The 15,495-nt window shown below is 69.8% G+C and carries 15 protein-coding genes and 1 pseudogene; 11 read left to right on the top strand and 5 right to left on the bottom strand.

From position 1 onward, the window contains the following. Positions 1 to 567: 567 nt before the first annotated feature. The gene (locus BZB76_RS32080; protein WP_121438177.1) at positions 568 to 1,065 is read right to left on the bottom strand and encodes a hypothetical protein; all 498 of its coding nucleotides are present in this window, start codon (positions 1,063 to 1,065) and stop codon (positions 568 to 570) included. Between the two features lie 855 nt (positions 1,066 to 1,920). Here BZB76_RS32080 and BZB76_RS34410 point away from each other — a divergent pair. Beyond that, positions 1,921 to 2,163 carry a hypothetical protein gene (locus BZB76_RS34410; RefSeq protein ID WP_147449629.1) on the top strand — a complete coding sequence of 81 codons (243 nt, stop codon included), beginning with the start codon at positions 1,921 to 1,923 and terminating at the stop codon, positions 2,161 to 2,163. A gap of 138 nt (positions 2,164 to 2,301) precedes the next feature. Here the strand turns inward: BZB76_RS34410 and BZB76_RS35065 are convergent, their stop codons facing one another. Continuing rightward, entirely contained in the window at positions 2,302 to 2,454 is a 153-nt protein-coding gene (locus BZB76_RS35065; RefSeq protein ID WP_170180843.1) for a hypothetical protein, read from the bottom strand. Positions 2,455 to 2,641: 187 nt separating this feature from the next. Here BZB76_RS35065 and BZB76_RS36795 point away from each other — a divergent pair. The 9 genes and pseudogenes from BZB76_RS36795 to BZB76_RS32025 form a co-directional block, all read left to right on the top strand. After that, a pseudogene (locus BZB76_RS36795) lies at positions 2,642 to 2,911 on the top strand (type III-B CRISPR-associated protein Cas10/Cmr2); the annotation flags it as partial. A gap of 907 nt (positions 2,912 to 3,818) precedes the next feature. Beyond that, positions 3,819 to 4,586 (top strand): Cas10/Cmr2 second palm domain-containing protein, encoded by a 768-nt coding sequence (locus BZB76_RS32060; RefSeq protein WP_420534839.1) that lies wholly within the window; start codon positions 3,819 to 3,821, stop codon positions 4,584 to 4,586. Next, positions 4,583 to 5,632 carry a type III-B CRISPR module-associated Cmr3 family protein gene (locus BZB76_RS32055; protein ID WP_121438172.1) on the top strand — a complete coding sequence of 350 codons (1,050 nt, stop codon included), beginning with the start codon at positions 4,583 to 4,585 and terminating at the stop codon, positions 5,630 to 5,632. The genes BZB76_RS32060 and BZB76_RS32055 overlap by 4 nt, the downstream gene beginning before the upstream one ends. Continuing rightward, positions 5,629 to 6,561: a type III-B CRISPR module RAMP protein Cmr4 gene (cmr4, locus tag BZB76_RS32050; protein ID WP_170180863.1), complete on the top strand. Its 933-nt coding sequence runs from the start codon at positions 5,629 to 5,631 to the stop codon at positions 6,559 to 6,561. The genes BZB76_RS32055 and cmr4 overlap by 4 nt, the downstream gene beginning before the upstream one ends. Next, the gene (locus BZB76_RS32045) at positions 6,558 to 6,983 is read left to right on the top strand and encodes a type III-B CRISPR module-associated protein Cmr5 (RefSeq protein ID WP_170180862.1); all 426 of its coding nucleotides are present in this window, start codon (positions 6,558 to 6,560) and stop codon (positions 6,981 to 6,983) included. Before cmr4 ends, BZB76_RS32045 begins: the two co-directional genes overlap by 4 nt. Further along, positions 6,976 to 7,872: a type III-B CRISPR module RAMP protein Cmr6 gene (gene cmr6 / locus BZB76_RS32040; protein ID WP_121438169.1), complete on the top strand. Its 897-nt coding sequence runs from the start codon at positions 6,976 to 6,978 to the stop codon at positions 7,870 to 7,872. The genes BZB76_RS32045 and cmr6 overlap by 8 nt, the downstream gene beginning before the upstream one ends. After that, positions 7,869 to 8,786, top strand: a complete 918-nt coding sequence (locus tag BZB76_RS32035; protein WP_121438168.1) for a hypothetical protein — start codon at positions 7,869 to 7,871, stop codon at positions 8,784 to 8,786. Before cmr6 ends, BZB76_RS32035 begins: the two co-directional genes overlap by 4 nt. Continuing rightward, positions 8,783 to 10,279: a hypothetical protein gene (locus tag BZB76_RS32030; protein WP_121438167.1), complete on the top strand. Its 1,497-nt coding sequence runs from the start codon at positions 8,783 to 8,785 to the stop codon at positions 10,277 to 10,279. The genes BZB76_RS32035 and BZB76_RS32030 overlap by 4 nt, the downstream gene beginning before the upstream one ends. A gap of 13 nt (positions 10,280 to 10,292) precedes the next feature. Further along, the gene (locus BZB76_RS32025) at positions 10,293 to 11,483 is read left to right on the top strand and encodes an RAMP superfamily CRISPR-associated protein (protein WP_121438166.1); all 1,191 of its coding nucleotides are present in this window, start codon (positions 10,293 to 10,295) and stop codon (positions 11,481 to 11,483) included. A 757-nt stretch (positions 11,484 to 12,240) separates the two neighbouring features. On the opposite strand, the gene cas2 is transcribed toward BZB76_RS32025, so the two are convergent. Genes cas2 through BZB76_RS32010 form a run of 3 tightly spaced genes read right to left on the bottom strand, consistent with a single transcriptional unit; the run spans position 12,241 to position 14,452 of the window. After that, positions 12,241 to 12,528 (bottom strand): CRISPR-associated endonuclease Cas2, encoded by a 288-nt coding sequence (cas2, locus tag BZB76_RS32020; RefSeq protein WP_121438165.1) that lies wholly within the window; start codon positions 12,526 to 12,528, stop codon positions 12,241 to 12,243. Between the two features lie 7 nt (positions 12,529 to 12,535). After that, the gene (cas1, locus tag BZB76_RS32015) at positions 12,536 to 13,411 is read right to left on the bottom strand and encodes a CRISPR-associated endonuclease Cas1 (protein WP_121438164.1); all 876 of its coding nucleotides are present in this window, start codon (positions 13,409 to 13,411) and stop codon (positions 12,536 to 12,538) included. A gap of 3 nt (positions 13,412 to 13,414) precedes the next feature. Beyond that, positions 13,415 to 14,452, bottom strand: coding sequence for a reverse transcriptase domain-containing protein (locus BZB76_RS32010; protein WP_170180860.1), 1,038 nt, complete (start codon positions 14,450 to 14,452; stop codon positions 13,415 to 13,417). On the opposite strand from BZB76_RS32010, the gene cas6 reads away from it, so the two are divergent. Beyond that, positions 14,439 to 15,242, top strand: a complete 804-nt coding sequence (cas6, locus tag BZB76_RS32005) for a CRISPR system precrRNA processing endoribonuclease RAMP protein Cas6 (protein ID WP_170180859.1) — start codon at positions 14,439 to 14,441, stop codon at positions 15,240 to 15,242. The genes BZB76_RS32010 and cas6 overlap by 14 nt on opposite strands. Positions 15,243 to 15,495 lie beyond the last annotated feature (253 nt).

Below are 15,495 nucleotides of genomic sequence, written 5' to 3'. Positions count from 1 at the left end.
TCGACGCAAGATCAACTCACAATGATCAACCGTGACCGAGACTTGGCCTGCCGGTAGACGAGCCTTCCGAACTCGTGCGTCCGCAGAACACGCCCGGCTCGTCCCGTCCCGCAACCACCACCTCGCCAAGCTCTGCGTGAGGCGAAGACCATCGACCCCGCGCTCCTCGGCATCGCCGACGATTTTCGGGCTCTGGCGCCCCCCCCCGCAACCATGACTCGCACATCGTGGCGGCCAGCGGGGCAGTCTCGGCGGGCACGCGGAACACCACACGGATGAAGAACTCATTCAGTTCCGCCACCAGTGGCTTCTCACGCACACGGACGACCGCGGGATGCCCCTCCCAGCAGGCGCCCTTCGGACCGCACACGTAGTAGACCTTGCCGCCGTCCTATTAGCCGAACACCACCGCCCGCGGGTCATGTAAGACCTCAACACACACGTGTGGGCAGACTCTTGGAGGTCGTCACGGTGACCCGGCCCCTCGAGTCCGTACGTTATCCCGGGCGACCCGAGATCATTCCAAGGTGAGTGAGTTCGCTGGGCCCCACCCATTCCCGGCCGGGTCTACCGGTAGGTGCGGCCGTACTCGTCGGGACCAACAAGCATGCTGGGAGTTTGTGGTGCGTCGGTCGGCCAGATCTGGAGGAGATGGGCTTCGATGGGCTCCTCCAGTGCCTTGTTGGCTCGCGCTTCGGCTCGGCCCCGAGCATGTACCCGAAGGCGAGCACGTCCCGGACGCACTCTGAGCCCGCCCGTGGCGCTGCTCTGGTACAGGTTCTCCACCGTCAGGACACCTTGACGGGCGAGGATGTCGCGTTCGACAACGATCTCCCAGCCTGGCTCTACCTCGTCAGGCGGTTGAGACAGATTCTGGGTATGGACCGTGACCGGACCCCAGGATGTCCCGGTGATCACGTAGACCCAGTGTTCCTCTCCTGTCGTGAGAGAGTCCTCCGGCTCGGGCCAGTCGTCGCCGTACTCGTCCGCCACCGCATCCACCATGTACTGCCCGTCCTGGACCTGGAGGATCACGGAGAGTCGCTCAGCGGATAAAGAAGCCATGCCTGCCAGGATTTCTTATCGTCACTCAAATCGCACGCACCCAGTAGGCGTCGTCGTGAATGACCTGGTTGTTCCTGCAGGAGTTGCTCCAGGTGCTCTGGCCTTCCCTGGCCAGCCCCCGCAGAAGTTGACCTCGAAACGTGGTAGAGGACTTCCAGGTGGCGGCGGCGGTGAAGGGGCGGGCGGCACAGATCCGGGAGCGTGAGCCGACCGAGCGGCGCGACGGTATCGCACTGGAGGTTGCTTGACGTCTCCCCTCCTGCCCCTGGCGGCATTGGTTGGGAACTGATCGACCTGGCACGCGGCGGCCGTCCGCGACGCCCGGCGGTGCCGGTGGTGTCGGTCCGGCGGGTGAGTGGTTCGGGTCGGACGGTGTGGTTCTTGCCGCTGCCATGGTGTTCGCGTTCGAACCACGTTTCTTCGGGCACTCCGTCCCCTAGGACCTGGCTCTGACCTGGAAGAACCTTCCGACAAGGGGGCCAGCCGATGAAGGTGAGCAGGCCAAGCGCGGACACGCGGATCTCCGAGTCCGAGCGCCGCGCCCCGAATGCGCTGCGTCAACAGGAGGCTCTCCCAGCGCCCGGCTCCCGGTCGGGTCGAAGCGCACCCGTCCAGAAGCCCGGCGTGAAGATCGCAATCGCAACGATCATGGGTGCGGCGGCGGTGCTGGCTTCCGGGTGCGCGCAAGAGAATCCGCCCGCTCCCCCGACGACCCGGACATCCCCGACCACTCAAGCGCCCACCCCGACGACGCCGGACCCGAGTCGGACTCGACAGGCTCCGAAATCGAGCCCTCAGCGGACGACCCAGGAGCCCGAGCGGAGCCTTCCAGCCGAGTGCAAACACCCTCAAGGATTGAGTGTTCGACAGAGCTGTATCGAGGAGTACGGGCCGGAGGGCGTTGGGTCGGTCGAGCCAGTGCAGCCGTCGGGCGACGAGACCGGAGAGGCGCCGGGGGTTCCCCCGACGGAAGAGCAGACCCGGCAGTGCATCGAGCAGGCAAGGGATCCGGAGGGCTGCCGGGAGAAGATCGACCCGCAGGATTCGGAGGACCCGTCGGAATCGCCGACCGGGCCGGACGACCGAGAGTCCGGGTAGACACTTTCCACCCAAAGTTGCACGTACATGCGGGCGCCGGTGAGCGTGATGGCCTCCAGAAAGTCACACCCTGGCAGCGCCTTGGCCTGCGAGCGCAGGAACCCGGACCAAGTGGTGGCGAAACGCTCGGGCGCCGGATCAATGCCGCCCCTGCAGGTCGGCCGTCAGGTCCCGCACGAGGGCTCGGCCCGCCTCCGGGCCGTCCGCCATGGCGACGGCGACGGCCCGGTTCGGGTGGACGGCCGGACTCGGGTTCAGATCGACCGGCCGTCTGTACAGGGCGGCTGCCACTACTTCGGTCGCTGTCTTGGCCGCTTCGGTCAGGACCGAGGTGACTAGGTGCCGGCCGTGGGCGCTGACCATCTTCGTCTCGGCTCTGCCGAGGGGCGCTGATCCGTGACGGAGGTGGGGGCGGCGAAGGTCGCTGTTTTCGACTGGTCTGCGCTGGGCCGGTCGGAATCTGCCTGACTTCGTCGCTGTGGGGGCGCCACCGGATTGCCGGTATCGGTCATCCTGTTACGTTCGGTGTGGGGGCGAGTGTGGTGTGCCATTAGCTTGGTGCTTCCTACTTCGGGCCTCCGGGCCTGGCGCGGAGGGGCGCTGTGGCGAACATTGGGTCGGCCGCGTGAATGCGGGCGATTTGGTCGTTTTCTCGGTGGCTGGTGTGCAGCCGTTCATCCTGGAATCTCGCTCGACCGCTGACCTGCATTCGGGGAGTGCGCTGGTGGCGCATCTGGCGCGGGCGGCCGTGACGGTCGCGCGGGGGCGTCCGGACACGGTGCCGATCATGCCTGGGGGTGATGCGGTGGCGGGGACGCCGAACCGGGTCGTCGTGCTGACCGCGTCGGGGCAGGGGCCTGAGCTGGGGAGGGCGATGGCGCGTGCGGTCACGGCGCTGTGGGAGTCGTACCTGGGTGAGACGTTCGCCGGTACAGAGCATCCGGTGCGGGAGACCTCGGGTTTTCCGGTGGTGCGTTGGGTTTCGGTGGCGGTGGGGAGCGGCGGATACCGGGAGCAGTGGGCGAGGGCGCTGGAGGCGTTGACGGCGCGCAAGCGGGTGCGGGAGTTCCCGGGCGTCGCGGTGACTCAGGCCCGGATCTGCGCTTTGACGGCGCGGTGGCCGGCCGTCGAGGACCGGCGGCGGCCTGCGGGGTTCGGTCCGCGTGCGGGTGAGCGGTTGTCGCCGGTCGGGCATGTGAAGCGGTGGTACGCGCGGACGCACGGGGAGCGGTTCGCCTCGACATGGTCGGTGGCCTCGGCGCCGTTCCGGGCCGCGGTGATCGAGGCGGCAGCGCGGAACCGGGAACTGCGGGATGAGGCAGAGTTTCTGCGGGAAACGGTGGAGGCGTTATGTGCCGATCATCATGGTCGGGAACGGGCGGCGCTGAGGCGGCGTGGCGGCGATCTGCCCGGTGTCCCACGATCTGATGATGAGGTGCTGGCGTGGCTGCGCCGGGTGGAGGGGGCATGGTGCGCGCCGGAGACGTGGGAACCGGGCGGGCTCCAGCGCGATCATGATCTGGCCGCTGCGCCGGACACCGATCTGTGTGCGCTGGGAGCGGAGGCGGCGGCCGACCTGAGCCGAGCGGCGAAGAAGGCGGGGGCTGGCTCCGCTGACCCCCTACCTGGCGATCGTCGCCCAGGACGCCGACCACATGGGCAGGCGCCTCGGTTCCTTCCCAACCGGCGAGGACGAGCCGTTGGACTGGCATCGGCGGGTTTCCGCCGGCATCGCCAGAGTTGGGGCGGCTCAGGCGGCGGCGATCCACGCCGAGTATCTGGGTCAGGTCGTGTACGCGGGTGGCGATGACCTTTTGGCGTTGGTGCCGGCGAGGACGGCGCTGGCCGCGGTCCGGCACGTCAACGGGCTGTTCGGGGACGACGAGGAGTTGCGCGGGCTGCTGCGGCGCCGCCAGTCGGCCAGTTCGGCGGTCGTGTTCTTCCACGCGTCCTGGCCGTTGCGGTCGGCGGTCGACACCGTGCACGGGCTGCTGGCGGAGGCCAAGGAGCGGGAGCGGCCTGGGCTGGGCGTGGCGGTGCTGAACCGGGGCGGTGAACGGACTCGGGTGGTGCTGCCGTGGTGGGATGTCACGGCGTTTCCCGAGGTTCCGACCGTCTCGCACCTTGAGGCGTTGGCGGCGGATCTGGCGGGCTCCCTGTCGGGGCGGCTGGCGGCGGGGCTGGAGGCCGATCGGGTGGGGCTGGCCGAACTCGACCGGGAGTGGCGGTCGCGGGAGCTGGCGCGGCGGGCGGTCCGGCAGGGCGTCCCGCGCGCACGGGCGGCACGCGCCGGGGAGACGCTGTCGGCGCTCTGCGGTGCCGATCCGGCCGAGCGGCATGTGCTCGACGCGGCGAACGCCGTGCTGGTGGCACGGTTCCTGGCCAAGACGCGAGGTGCCGGTGAGGCGGAGGGAGCGGCGTGATCGCCGAGCGGTGGTTGCTGTTCGAGCCGCTGGACACCGTCACCGTCCGGGACGGCAGACCGTTCGACGCGGGCCAGGACTCGGTGGCGCGGACGGTGCTGCCGAGCCCCACGACGCTGGGCGGTGCGGTCGGCGCGGCTTACGGGGCGGCCCCCGGGGCGGGGCTGCGCGCCGACGCCCGGGGCGTTGAGGTTCCGTCGCGGCTGGCGGGCCCGTTCACGGTGACCGGTGACGGCCGCGTGGTGTGGCCCGTCCCGCGGGACGTGGTCGTGACCGATGCAGGGACGGCGGTCCCGCCCGAGCGTCTACGAGTCAAAACGGTTGTGCCCGACGGCGTCGTGGACGATCTGCGCCCATGCTCTGGACGGCTGGTGGGCGACGGCGACCCTGTCGAGGGTTGGTGGGACCTGCGGGCGTTACAGGGCTACCTGTCGATGGGGAAGGTGTCCCCCGACTACCGGCGCGAACCGCCATGGAAGGTGGAGCGGCGTGTGGGGCTGGCGGGCGAGGACGGCGGCGGGGCGGCGGACGGCTTGCTGTACGCGACCGAGCATCTGCGGCTGGACCCGGGCGCGGGCTTCGCGGTCCGCTGCCTGGACGGGCCGGACGTTCCCCCCGCGCGGACGGTGGCGTTCGGAGGCCGGGGTCGCGGCGCGCAGGTCCGCGAGCTGGCCGCGCCGGCCCTGCCCGAACCGGCCGCCACCGCGACCGGCGGCCGTCTCCTTTTGTATCTGGCGACACCGGCGGTGTTCACCGGCGGATGGCTGCCGGACCTGTCGGTGTGGCCGGGCTGCGAGCTGGTCGCCGCCGCGACCGGTGGGCCGCAGGTGATCACCACGATCACCGCCGACCGGTTCACGGGCGGGTTCCGCGGCAGGGGGCGGCTGTTGTGGGCGGTGCCCGCCGGGGGCGTCTACTACCTGCGGTTCCCCAGCGAGACGGCGGCGCTGGCGGCAGCCCGCGCACTGGCCCGCGAACCGCTACGGCAGGCCGAGGAGACGCTCGCCACGGCGGGCTTCGGATGGACCTTCACGGGGAGTTGGTGATCGGATCGATGGTGGCGACACCGCATCGTGCCCTGCTTTTCCTGTACGCCGAGACTCCGGTGCACGCCGGTGGTGAGGGTGCCTCGGGAGCGCTGGACCTGCCGATCCAGCGGGAGGTGGGAACCGGGTATCCCATCATCAAGGGCGAGAGCCTCAAGGGGGCGTTGCGCGAGCACACCAGATCCCGGCTGGATCCCGCGACCTGGACGACGATCTTCGGGGCGGAGCCGCCGAAGCGCGGGCAGGCGGCCGGGCCCCTGACACCGGGTTCGATCCGGGTCCATGAGGCGCAGTTGGTCGCGCTGCCGGTGCCGACGCTCGTCGACACCTTCGCCTGGGCGCTGTCGCCGCTGGTACGGGCCCGGCTCGCGCGCCGCGCATCGCTGGTGGGGGTGGAGATCGGCCCGGCCGACACACCGGACGATCCCGGCGACGACTCTGCCTGGGTCGTGGGCGGGACGAACGTCCGACAGAACGCGGTACTCGGTTCCTACCAGGTCACGGCCCAGGGGTCGCCGAACGTACGGGAGTGGGCCGCCGCGGTCGCCGATCTGGCGTTGCCGCCCACGCCCGAACACGCGTTCTTCCGCAATCTGCTCGCCAAGCGCCTGTACGTGGTGTCGGCCGACCTGTTCAAGGCGCTGTCGCGCGAGTGCACACCGGTGGTGGCCCGCGTCCAGCTCGGCGCCGAGGTCGACGGGGTGCCGACCAAGACGGTCGCGCACGGCCCGTTCTACAGCGAGTACCTGCCCGCCGAGACCGTCATGGTCGCGCTGCTGGAGACCCGCCGGGTCGCGGAGCTGGACACGCTGGCCGGTGAGCTGGACGGCCAGGTCGTGCAGGTCGGCGGGGACGAGACGGTCGGCAAGGGCCTGATGTGGTGCCGGGTCGTCCGCCCCGGCACCCAGGCAGGGGAGGCGGACTCGTGAGCCCCGTGCGCCTCGACCAGAGGCTGGCCGCGCAGGCGTCGCAGATCGTGGACGCCATCCGGCAGCAGGGCGGCTGGTCACCGGAGGTCGTGAGCCGCCTCAAGGGCCTGCCCGCGCAGCTGCGAACCGGTGGGCTGCCCGCCACGCTGGCGTTCCTGTACGCCAAGTCCACCGGGCCGGGCCCGCTGCCCGCCGCCTACGAGACGGTGCGGGCCGCGCTGGTGGAGGTGGTGTCGCGGGACCTCGGCTGGGCGGCGCCGCCCGCCGACGCGCTCGCCTTGTTCACCGCGCTGGGCGACCCCGCGGTCACCAGCGCGGGCGCGATGGCCCGCGCGTCGGAGCGGACCGAGCTGCTGGCGATATGGCTGCGCAGGCTCACCGAAGCGCTGGAGGGGCCGATGGCGGGAGGCGACGATGACTGAGCTGATCGCCGGTCCTCTGAACCGGCGCTACCAGATTCCCAGCGAGAAGGACGAACCCGCCGAGTTCCGCCCCCGCAGCGCCCACGGAACCCCGCTGCACGGCGCCAACGCCCGCCTGGTGCTGCTGCGCACCGCCGTCCTGGGCGGCGTCGAGAGCGGGGCCGACGCGCTGGACGACGAGCCCGTCCGCCGGTGGGCGACGGCGACGTCCCTGGGCCAGCACCGCCCCGGGGAAGGCCGCGCCGCGGGGGACCGGTCCCGCCCGCACAGGTTGCTGGAGGCCGTCCAGCTGCGCCGCCGCGCCGCCGTCGCCGCGCTGGCCGCCGCGGCCGAAGGGGCCGTGCGCATCATGCGGCTGGAGGCCCAGGGTGCGGTCGTGACGGGCACGGGCGACGCGGGCGTCCGCAATGTCGGCATCACCCTGCACGGCACCTACGGATGGCCGATGATCCCCGGCACCGCGCTCAAAGGCGTCGCTCACGCCTTCGCCCGCGATGTCGCCGGTACGGCCGAGGACGAGATCGTCCGGCTGTTCGGCGCGCCCCGGCCCGGCTCACGAGGCGACGCCGTCCAGGGAGCGGTCACGATACTGGACGCCCTACCGGGACCGGGCGGAGTCACCGTCACCGAACACGTCCTAACACCACACGCCCGCACCTACCGCGCACCGGGCGGCAACGCACCCGCCCCGCCCGCCGAATACCTCAACCCGATCCCGATCCCGTTCCTGGCCGTCGAGGACGGCGCGTTCGTCACCCACCTCATCGGCCCCGAACCGGACGTGGACCGGATGACCGAACTGCTGGGCGCCGCCGTCGACGAGATCGGCGTCGGCGCCAAGACCGCGTCCGGCTACGGCTACCTGACCGCCGGGACGGACGCGCCGTGACCGTCTATGTCGTGCCGTGCGGTATCTCCATCCTGCACTCTTTGCGCACCCGGACCGGGCCACTCGGGGCCACCGCCGCCGACTTCGCCGACCGGATCCATGGGCGGTTGCGCGCCCTGCCGCGCCTGCCCGACGAGCAGGTCACGGACTGGTGGGTCGAGCAGACGGGCGCCGACGCCGAGGACGTGCGGCTGGGCGCCTGGGACCCGGGGCCGCTGTCCGCCGAAACCCACACCCTGGCCGCCTCGACCACCGGCTCGCTCGCCGAAATGGCCTCGCGCGGCGACACCGTCACGCTGGTCGCCTCCGACACCGGCGCCGGGATCGCGTCCGCGCTGTGCGTGGCGCAGCACCTCACCGGCCCGGACCTGACCGGCGTCACCTACACCACCACACCCGCCGAACTGAAGGACGCCGCCGTCGACCCCCGGTACGCGGCCGGCCCGGTGTCGATCGTCCGGCTCCGCGGCCTGGACCCCAGACAGCCCCGCAACGGCTTCATCCTCGCCGTAGCGGGGATGGGCCTGGTGCTGCGCGCCGCGTTCGACACCGGCCGTCCCGTCCAGGTACACCTCACCGGCGGCTACAAGGCGACCCTGCTGCACACCCTGGCCATGTCCGAACTCCTGCACTCCCTGGCCCCGGACCGCGTGTCGGCCCGCTACGTCTACGAGGAGGCGGGCGCCGACGCCCAGACGCACCGCATCGAGCTGCGCCGCTTCTCCGCCGAGGTGATCGAGGACATGCGCGTCGAACTTAACCACGTCAAGGCGGGGCAGAGCCCGGGCCAGCCGCGGCTGCGCGGGGCGGCCTGGGACATCGAGCAAGGCACCCTGAGACTCAACGCCTTCGGCTACGGCTACCTCGCCGTCCTCGGCGAAGCGGTGGTCGGCTCGATCGGGGACACCGGTTGAGCGCCGACCACCGGGCGTGGGCCGAGCGGCTCGCCCGCTCGCTGCGGCTACCGGGCGTCCCACCCGCCGCGGCCGACACGGACGCCGCCCGCCAAGACCTGCTCGGCGGCTCCGCGGATGTGCAAGGCCGCGCCTCCTCCACCGAGCGGATCGCCGCATGGCGCGAGGCCATCCAGGCCATCGCGGCGCATCGTCCCGGCATCGTCCGCGTCCTGGCCTACCGCCCGGCCGACGTGGTCGAGCGGCTCACCCCGGCGGTGCTCAACACCTCCAAATGGTGCACTCTGGTCGAGTTGTACGAGGCGGTGTTCGAGCTCACCACGTCGGGGACGGTGCCGGGCCTGTCCGCCCACGGGCACCGGGTCGCCGCCGCCCACCTGACCCGAACCCGGTGGATCCTGCTGTCGCTGCCGTTCGCGCCGCCCCCCGTCCTGGACGCCGCCACACCGGTGCCCGGTATCAGCGTCCCCGCAGACGATCTTCGGCGCCTGGAGGACGGCTCCGGGACGGCCCCGGCCGCGCACCGGCGGCTGCTCTCCCTCGCCCAGCAGGCCCGCGACGACTGGGCCGCCGTCCTGGCCACCATCGAGGACCAGCCGCAGCTCGCGGCGCGCATCAGCGACCTCGAAACCGATCTGGTGCATCTGGCCTCGGCGCCGCTGCTGCCCTCCCGCCTCGGACCGCCCAACGACGGCCACACCGAACGCGACGCGCAGGCCGTCCACCGCGCCGTCGCCGGACACATCGTCCAGCGCCAGCTCCTCCCCCGCTTCGCCTGGTGGCCCGCCACACACGCGACGGTTCGGCTCCTCGGACGCTCCGCCCGGCTCACCACGGCCGCCGCGGCGACCGTTCTGGCCGCCTCGACCGCCCTGTTCGTCCTCGCGTCCATCAGCCCATCGACCTGGGCCCACACCGCCGCCGCAGGCACCGCCGCGGCCGGATACGCCCTCATCGTCGCCGCCACCGCGCTCGACCGCGCGGCGGCCTGGCCCTGGATGCTGCGCCAGCCCGCGGGTGCCGCCATCGGACTGGTCTCCCTGGCCGCGCTCGCACCCGACTGGTGGCGCGGCGGCCCCGGCGAGACGGGCCCCGCCGCCCTCGCCGCCCTCGGCATCGCCGCCACAGGCATCGGCTACCTCGTCATCGAGGCCGCCAACCACGGCGTCACCGGCCTCCGGCTCGCCCGCCGCCCCCTGGGCATCGGGCTCCTCGGCCTCGCCCACGCCTTCTGGGTCGCCCTCGTCGGGCTGCGCTTCCTGCTCCCGGTGTTCGCCGAGAACCCCGACACCCAGCCTGGCGAACCCGCTCCGCTCAGCGTCGCCTGTTGGTACGCCGACACCGGCTGCCAAGGGCAGGGCCTACCGATCCTGACCATGGTGGCCGTGGCCACCGCGTGGAGCTTCGCCGCGGGCGTCTTCCTCCAGATCGTCTGGGACGACCAGCCCGCCACAGCACCTCTGGCCCACGTTTCCTGGCGACGAACAGGCTGACAAGGGAGGCCCCATGACCGCACCCCGCTGGCACGATCTGACCCTGCGGATCGTCACTCCCGCCTTCCTCGGCACCTTCCCCGACGAGGCCGTCAAAGGCGACCGCACCACACGGCAGACCATTCCGTTCCCCATACCGAGCCTGCGGGGCGCTCTCGGCTACTGGCTTCGCGCCCTGGCAGGCGCCCACCTCGGCAACGACCTCACCGCCCTCCTCACCGCCGAATCGGCCGTCTTCGGCGCCGCCCGCACCGCCACCACCGGCGGCCCCTCCCCCCTCCTGCTCCGCGGCCCCCGCATCGGCCTCACCGCCTACCCGGTCAAGCAAGCCGCGTTCGGCACCAAATACCTGCTCGGCCCCGGCCTGCTCGGCTCACCGCCGCCCCGCTGCCTGCCCGACGGGACCACCCTGAACCTGCGAGTGAAGAACACCGGCACCGCCCTGCACGCCGACCTGTTCCTCGCCGCACTTTGGGGACTGCGGACGTTCGGCGGCCTCGGCGCCCGCACCCGACGCGGCCTCGGCACCCTCGCGGTCACCACCGTCCCGGCACTGGACACCCGCCACTTCGACCCGGCCTGGCTGGCAACGGACTCACCCAGCGACCTGGGCGCCGTCCTGAACTGCGTGCGCAACGTCCTGAACGACCTGGCCATCCCGACCACACCGAACCAGAACCAGCCCCGCTACCCCTGCTTCGCCGAAAACCACTACACCACCGCCCCCGACGACGACCTCGGCTCCGGCTCCACCGCGAACGCACTCGCCACCACCGGCGAATGGTGGCGCAACTTCCGCCTCGGCGGCGACCGCCACGGCCCCGGCGCCGCCCGCACCGCCACCTACGACACCGTCGCCAAGCCCTTCCTCGACGGCGGACACCCACAAGCCCCCCTCCTGGCAGGGGCCCTCGGCCTCCCCATCCCTTACCAGGACAAACGAGCCGGACGAACCGCCATAGCCGAAACCGTCCTCGACGGAGCCCCGGCCCGCCGCGCCTCCCCGATCTGGCTGCGCGTCACCAAACGCGGCCCGGCCTGGAAACTGCGCTCCCTCGCCTTCCACGCCGAATGGCTACCCCCCGAAGCGAACCTGCGAATCCGCAACCCCAAAACCCACCACACCATCAACATCACCGCCCCAACCCCCGAACAGATACGCACCGAAATCAACCGCTGGTTCCACCACCCCGACCACACCTGAACGAACGAACTCTCCAACAAAGAACTACTCTTTTCGTTTTCTTCGCCACACCACGACAGCCCGAAGGCTGACGCTCAAACACGGCCAAGAACCCGCCTGTCGTACCATCTTTGCACTCCGGACAGATCGTAAAAACGGTTGGCCCAGACGGTGCGCGACTTCGGGCGTTTCCAAGTCCTGGGACCGGCTATTCTCTGGAACTGCCGGCCACGCCCTAAACACGTGCATAACCTTAGTCTCCATGCCTCTGGGCGGTCTGTGTATTGGAAACTGCGAGGTCCAGATCATGACGAACCACGCCGGTCGCGTTATGCTTCTACGCCCTCTCGGCAGGCGGTTCTTTGGGGCTTCAAGTCACACTCACGGGCCGCGAGGGCATGATCAAGCTTTCTACGCCCTTTGGGCGGGCTGTTCGTTGGAACTCTGACCGGAAGCGCGGCTGCTGCTGTCGCTGCGTTTCTATGCCCTCTGGACGGGCTGTTCGTGGAACGAGGGGATCGACGGTCACATGATCCGCTTTGAGTTTCTATGCCCTCTGGGCGGGCTGTTCGTTGGAACCCTTCCGGGTTTTTGGGTGTTCTGAGCTGCGGCGATAAAGATCGTTGCACGGATTCGTCCTGTCAAGGTGTGGCTTCACTGAAGTGGGCACCTCTGGATGGTGTGATCACTCATCTAACGCGCAGTGATGCGCTTGCACGTACCTTGGTTTACTGTGGCCTGTTAACAAGTATTCGGTTTAAGTTTACGGTGGGCGGCTTCAGACTATCCAGAAGTCGACGCGTTCTTCCAGGGTTCGGTTGCCGATGATCAGGCGCTGGGTGAGGCGGTCACGGCTGAGGCGGTAGAGCCGAATCTGGTCGTCGTCCGGGTTGATGAGCCGGCGAAGGCGGTCACGGAAGGTGGCGGCCTCGGTCTTGGAGAGTTCGACCTCGAATACCGAGAGTTGCACGCGCGGGCCATTCCCGGACAGGAACAAGGAGACATCGTTCTGACGTTCATCGTCTGCGATGTCGTAGGCGACGAGGTAGTGGATGCGGTTGTTCACGGGTGTGTCACCGCCAGTTGACGGTTGTGTAGCTGGTGGCCCGGTCCTCGAAAGCTGCCGCGAGTTGGCGGGCTTGGGCGTGCAGGACTTGTCGCCAGGAAATCCTGCGGCCTTCTGCCGGGTGGTGCACGAGGGTGAGCATCCGCTTCTCGAAAGCGGCCAGGAACCGCCGCCGCGCGGCGTCGTCGAGTCGGCAGCCGTTCTCTGTGGTGGTGAAGTCGGCCGGGGTCAGCTGGCGGGTGCGGATCAACCGGACGACGACGGCGTCGGCGATCACGGGGCGCACCTCCTCGATCAGGTCCAAGGCGAGTGAGGGACGGTCGTTCTTGGGGGTGTGCAGGACACCCAGATGCGGGTCGAGGCCCGCGAGTGCGCAAGCGCTGACGGCTTCGGAAAGCAGGAGGGTGTAGGCGAAGGAAAGCATCGCGTTGACGGGGTCGGGCGGCGGACGGCGTTGACGCGAGGTGAAGTCCCATTCTTCGCCGAGCGTGGAGGCCAGACCGGTGAAGTAGTCGCGGGTCGCCGCCCCCTCGTGGCCCAGCAGCCGGGTCGCCGAGTCGGCGTCGAGTGCTTGCAGACGGGCGGCGGCGAGGCGACCAGTGTGGGCGGCGATGTCGGGATGCTGCTGGGACCGTGCGGCACGCATCAGGCCCGAGCGCATGTTGGCGATCTTGCCCCCGACCATCTGCCGTGCGATGGCCAGCGCCGCCGGGGGGTCGGTGACGGTGCCGTACTGACAGAGTCTGCGGGTGCTGTCACCACCGGTCAGCGGGGCCAGCCGAGCGGCGTAGCGGCCGTCGTCGTGGAGCCAGACCAAGTCGAGGCGCTGTTCGGCGAAGCGTTGTAGCAGGGTGGAGGTCACCCCGACCCTGCCTTGGCAGATGACCTATCGGACGCGGTTGAGGTGGACATTGGCCAGCAGTTCCTCACCCTTCTCCACCCGAAGCCTTTGCCCCTTGACCCGCAGCAGAGCGTCCTCGGTCGCCACATACACGGTGGTGCGCTGCGGGTGGGAGAGCGCCTCCGCAGCGCAACCGGTGGTCGTGATTATCCGCTGCCCCAGGAAAGCGACACCGTCGTCGAAGGAGACGACCCTGCTGTCCTCAACGTTGAGTCCGAGGCGCAGCTTGCGGGCCTCGGCGTGAGCGAGTTCCAGCGCCCGTTCGGCGGTGGGTCGGTCGACCGCCGGAATCGCGATGTCGTCGCCGTAACGGACAACCTGGTGGCCCAGGGCCAGCACGGCCCGGTCGAAGGCGTCCAGGTACAGGTTGGCCAGCAGCGGAGACAGTGAGCTTCCCTGATGCAGGCCCACGCCACGGTTGCCCTTCTCACCTATAATCGGCCGTGTGATCAGGCGTTGTACCAGCCCGACGAACTCAACGTCGGGAATCAACGGGCGTAGCCGCTCCAGCACCGGCCACCGGGGGATAGAGGGGAAGCAGTCGTCCACATCGGTTCGCGCCACGTATGTCGCACCCGCGTCCCGCGCCGTGGTCAGCGCCCGGATGGCGTCCTTGACGCCCAGCCCCCGCCGATAGGCGAAACTCCAAGGTGACAGCACCGGATCGACCAGCGGGTCGACAACGCTCAGGACGGCGCGTTCCACTATCCGGTCCGGAACCGATCCGATCGCCAATTCGCGCGTACCACCCGAGGGCTTGGCGATCGTTATCCGCGCCATCGGCTCGGGTTCGTGCCGTCCGGCGGCCAACCGTTCGGTCAGGTCGGCCAGGTGACGCAGGGTGCGTTTCTCGAACGCCGCGACGGCCGCACCCGGCTCCCCATCGGCATAGGCGGACTCACGAACCGACTCCCACGCCGATAGCAGGACCTGCTCACGGCACACCCGAGCCAGCAATTCCCCCATCGCACCCCCGCCGTAGGCAACCGCAACCATGTTACGAAGGTCCTTGGGCAGGACCACCGGCCTGTTCCGGCCACCGAAGAGCGCCCTGCGAGCGGTTTCACCAGTCTGGGATTGCCCGTGGGCACCGCTGTATCGACACTTTGGAGGCCGCATGCCGCGCCAGTGGATTCTGAACCTGGCCGCTGAGCCACAACGCCCCCTGGCCTGGCGATTCGACGTGCTGCACGCGATCGCCTGCGCGGTCTTCGAACAATCCGGCAGCGCACACGACGCGGCCGACAAACCCTTCGCGGTGCGCACCCACGCTGACCACCCACGTCAGATCACCCTCACCTGGCTGGACGACCGGAAGCCACCCGCCCCGCACATCCCGGAACGCGTCGAGGTCGGGGATGAGACCATTCCCGTCGCCGATGTCCTGGAGACAACGCACGGCTATGACCAGATCGAGAGCACACCACCGACGATCGAATTGCGATTCGTGATGTGGACTCCCACGTTGTTCCGGCACAACGGGCACAACTACCCGCTCCCCGACCCCTATGTCACCTTCGCGAGCCTGGCCCGCCGCTATCGGACCTACCGGCCCCACAGGGCACTCGACGACGACATCACCAAAGAACTCGCCAAGTCCACGATGGTGGCCTGGCACCGGATCAAAACCCAACGGTTCTCCTGGCACGGCCGAACCGACTCGGGCTTTACCGGCCACGTCGCCTTCAGAATCGCCGCACGCGCCGAGCGCCCGATTCACAAGATGTTCGGGACCCTCGGTGCCTTCGCCGAACTCGCCGGTATGGGACGCGGGACCACCCACGGCCTCGGCGCCACCACGCCGCTGTCCTGAGCTTGCCCCCAGGGGCCCGGAACGGACGCCAACACGCGAAGTCCGCGCCCTGTAAAGTAGAGAGCCGAATCCGCTGGCCTGACAACCACTGACCAAGGAAGCCACCAAAACCAGACCACCCCTGACAGAGCCCAGTTAAGCGAGGTGCACGCAACCATGTATCTGCACTCAAACGCCCTAAGGCAAACAGATGCAAGATCAAATCCAGGCAGCCTTGACCTTGACAGTAGTGGTGCGCGCATCGATCTTCATC

Origin of the sequence: Actinomadura pelletieri DSM 43383 (assembly GCF_003634705.1) — a bacterium.
In the GTDB taxonomy this organism is placed as follows: Bacteria; Actinomycetota; Actinomycetes; order Streptosporangiales; family Streptosporangiaceae; genus Spirillospora; species Spirillospora pelletieri.
This window is presented reverse-complemented; position numbering and strand designations above follow the sequence as displayed.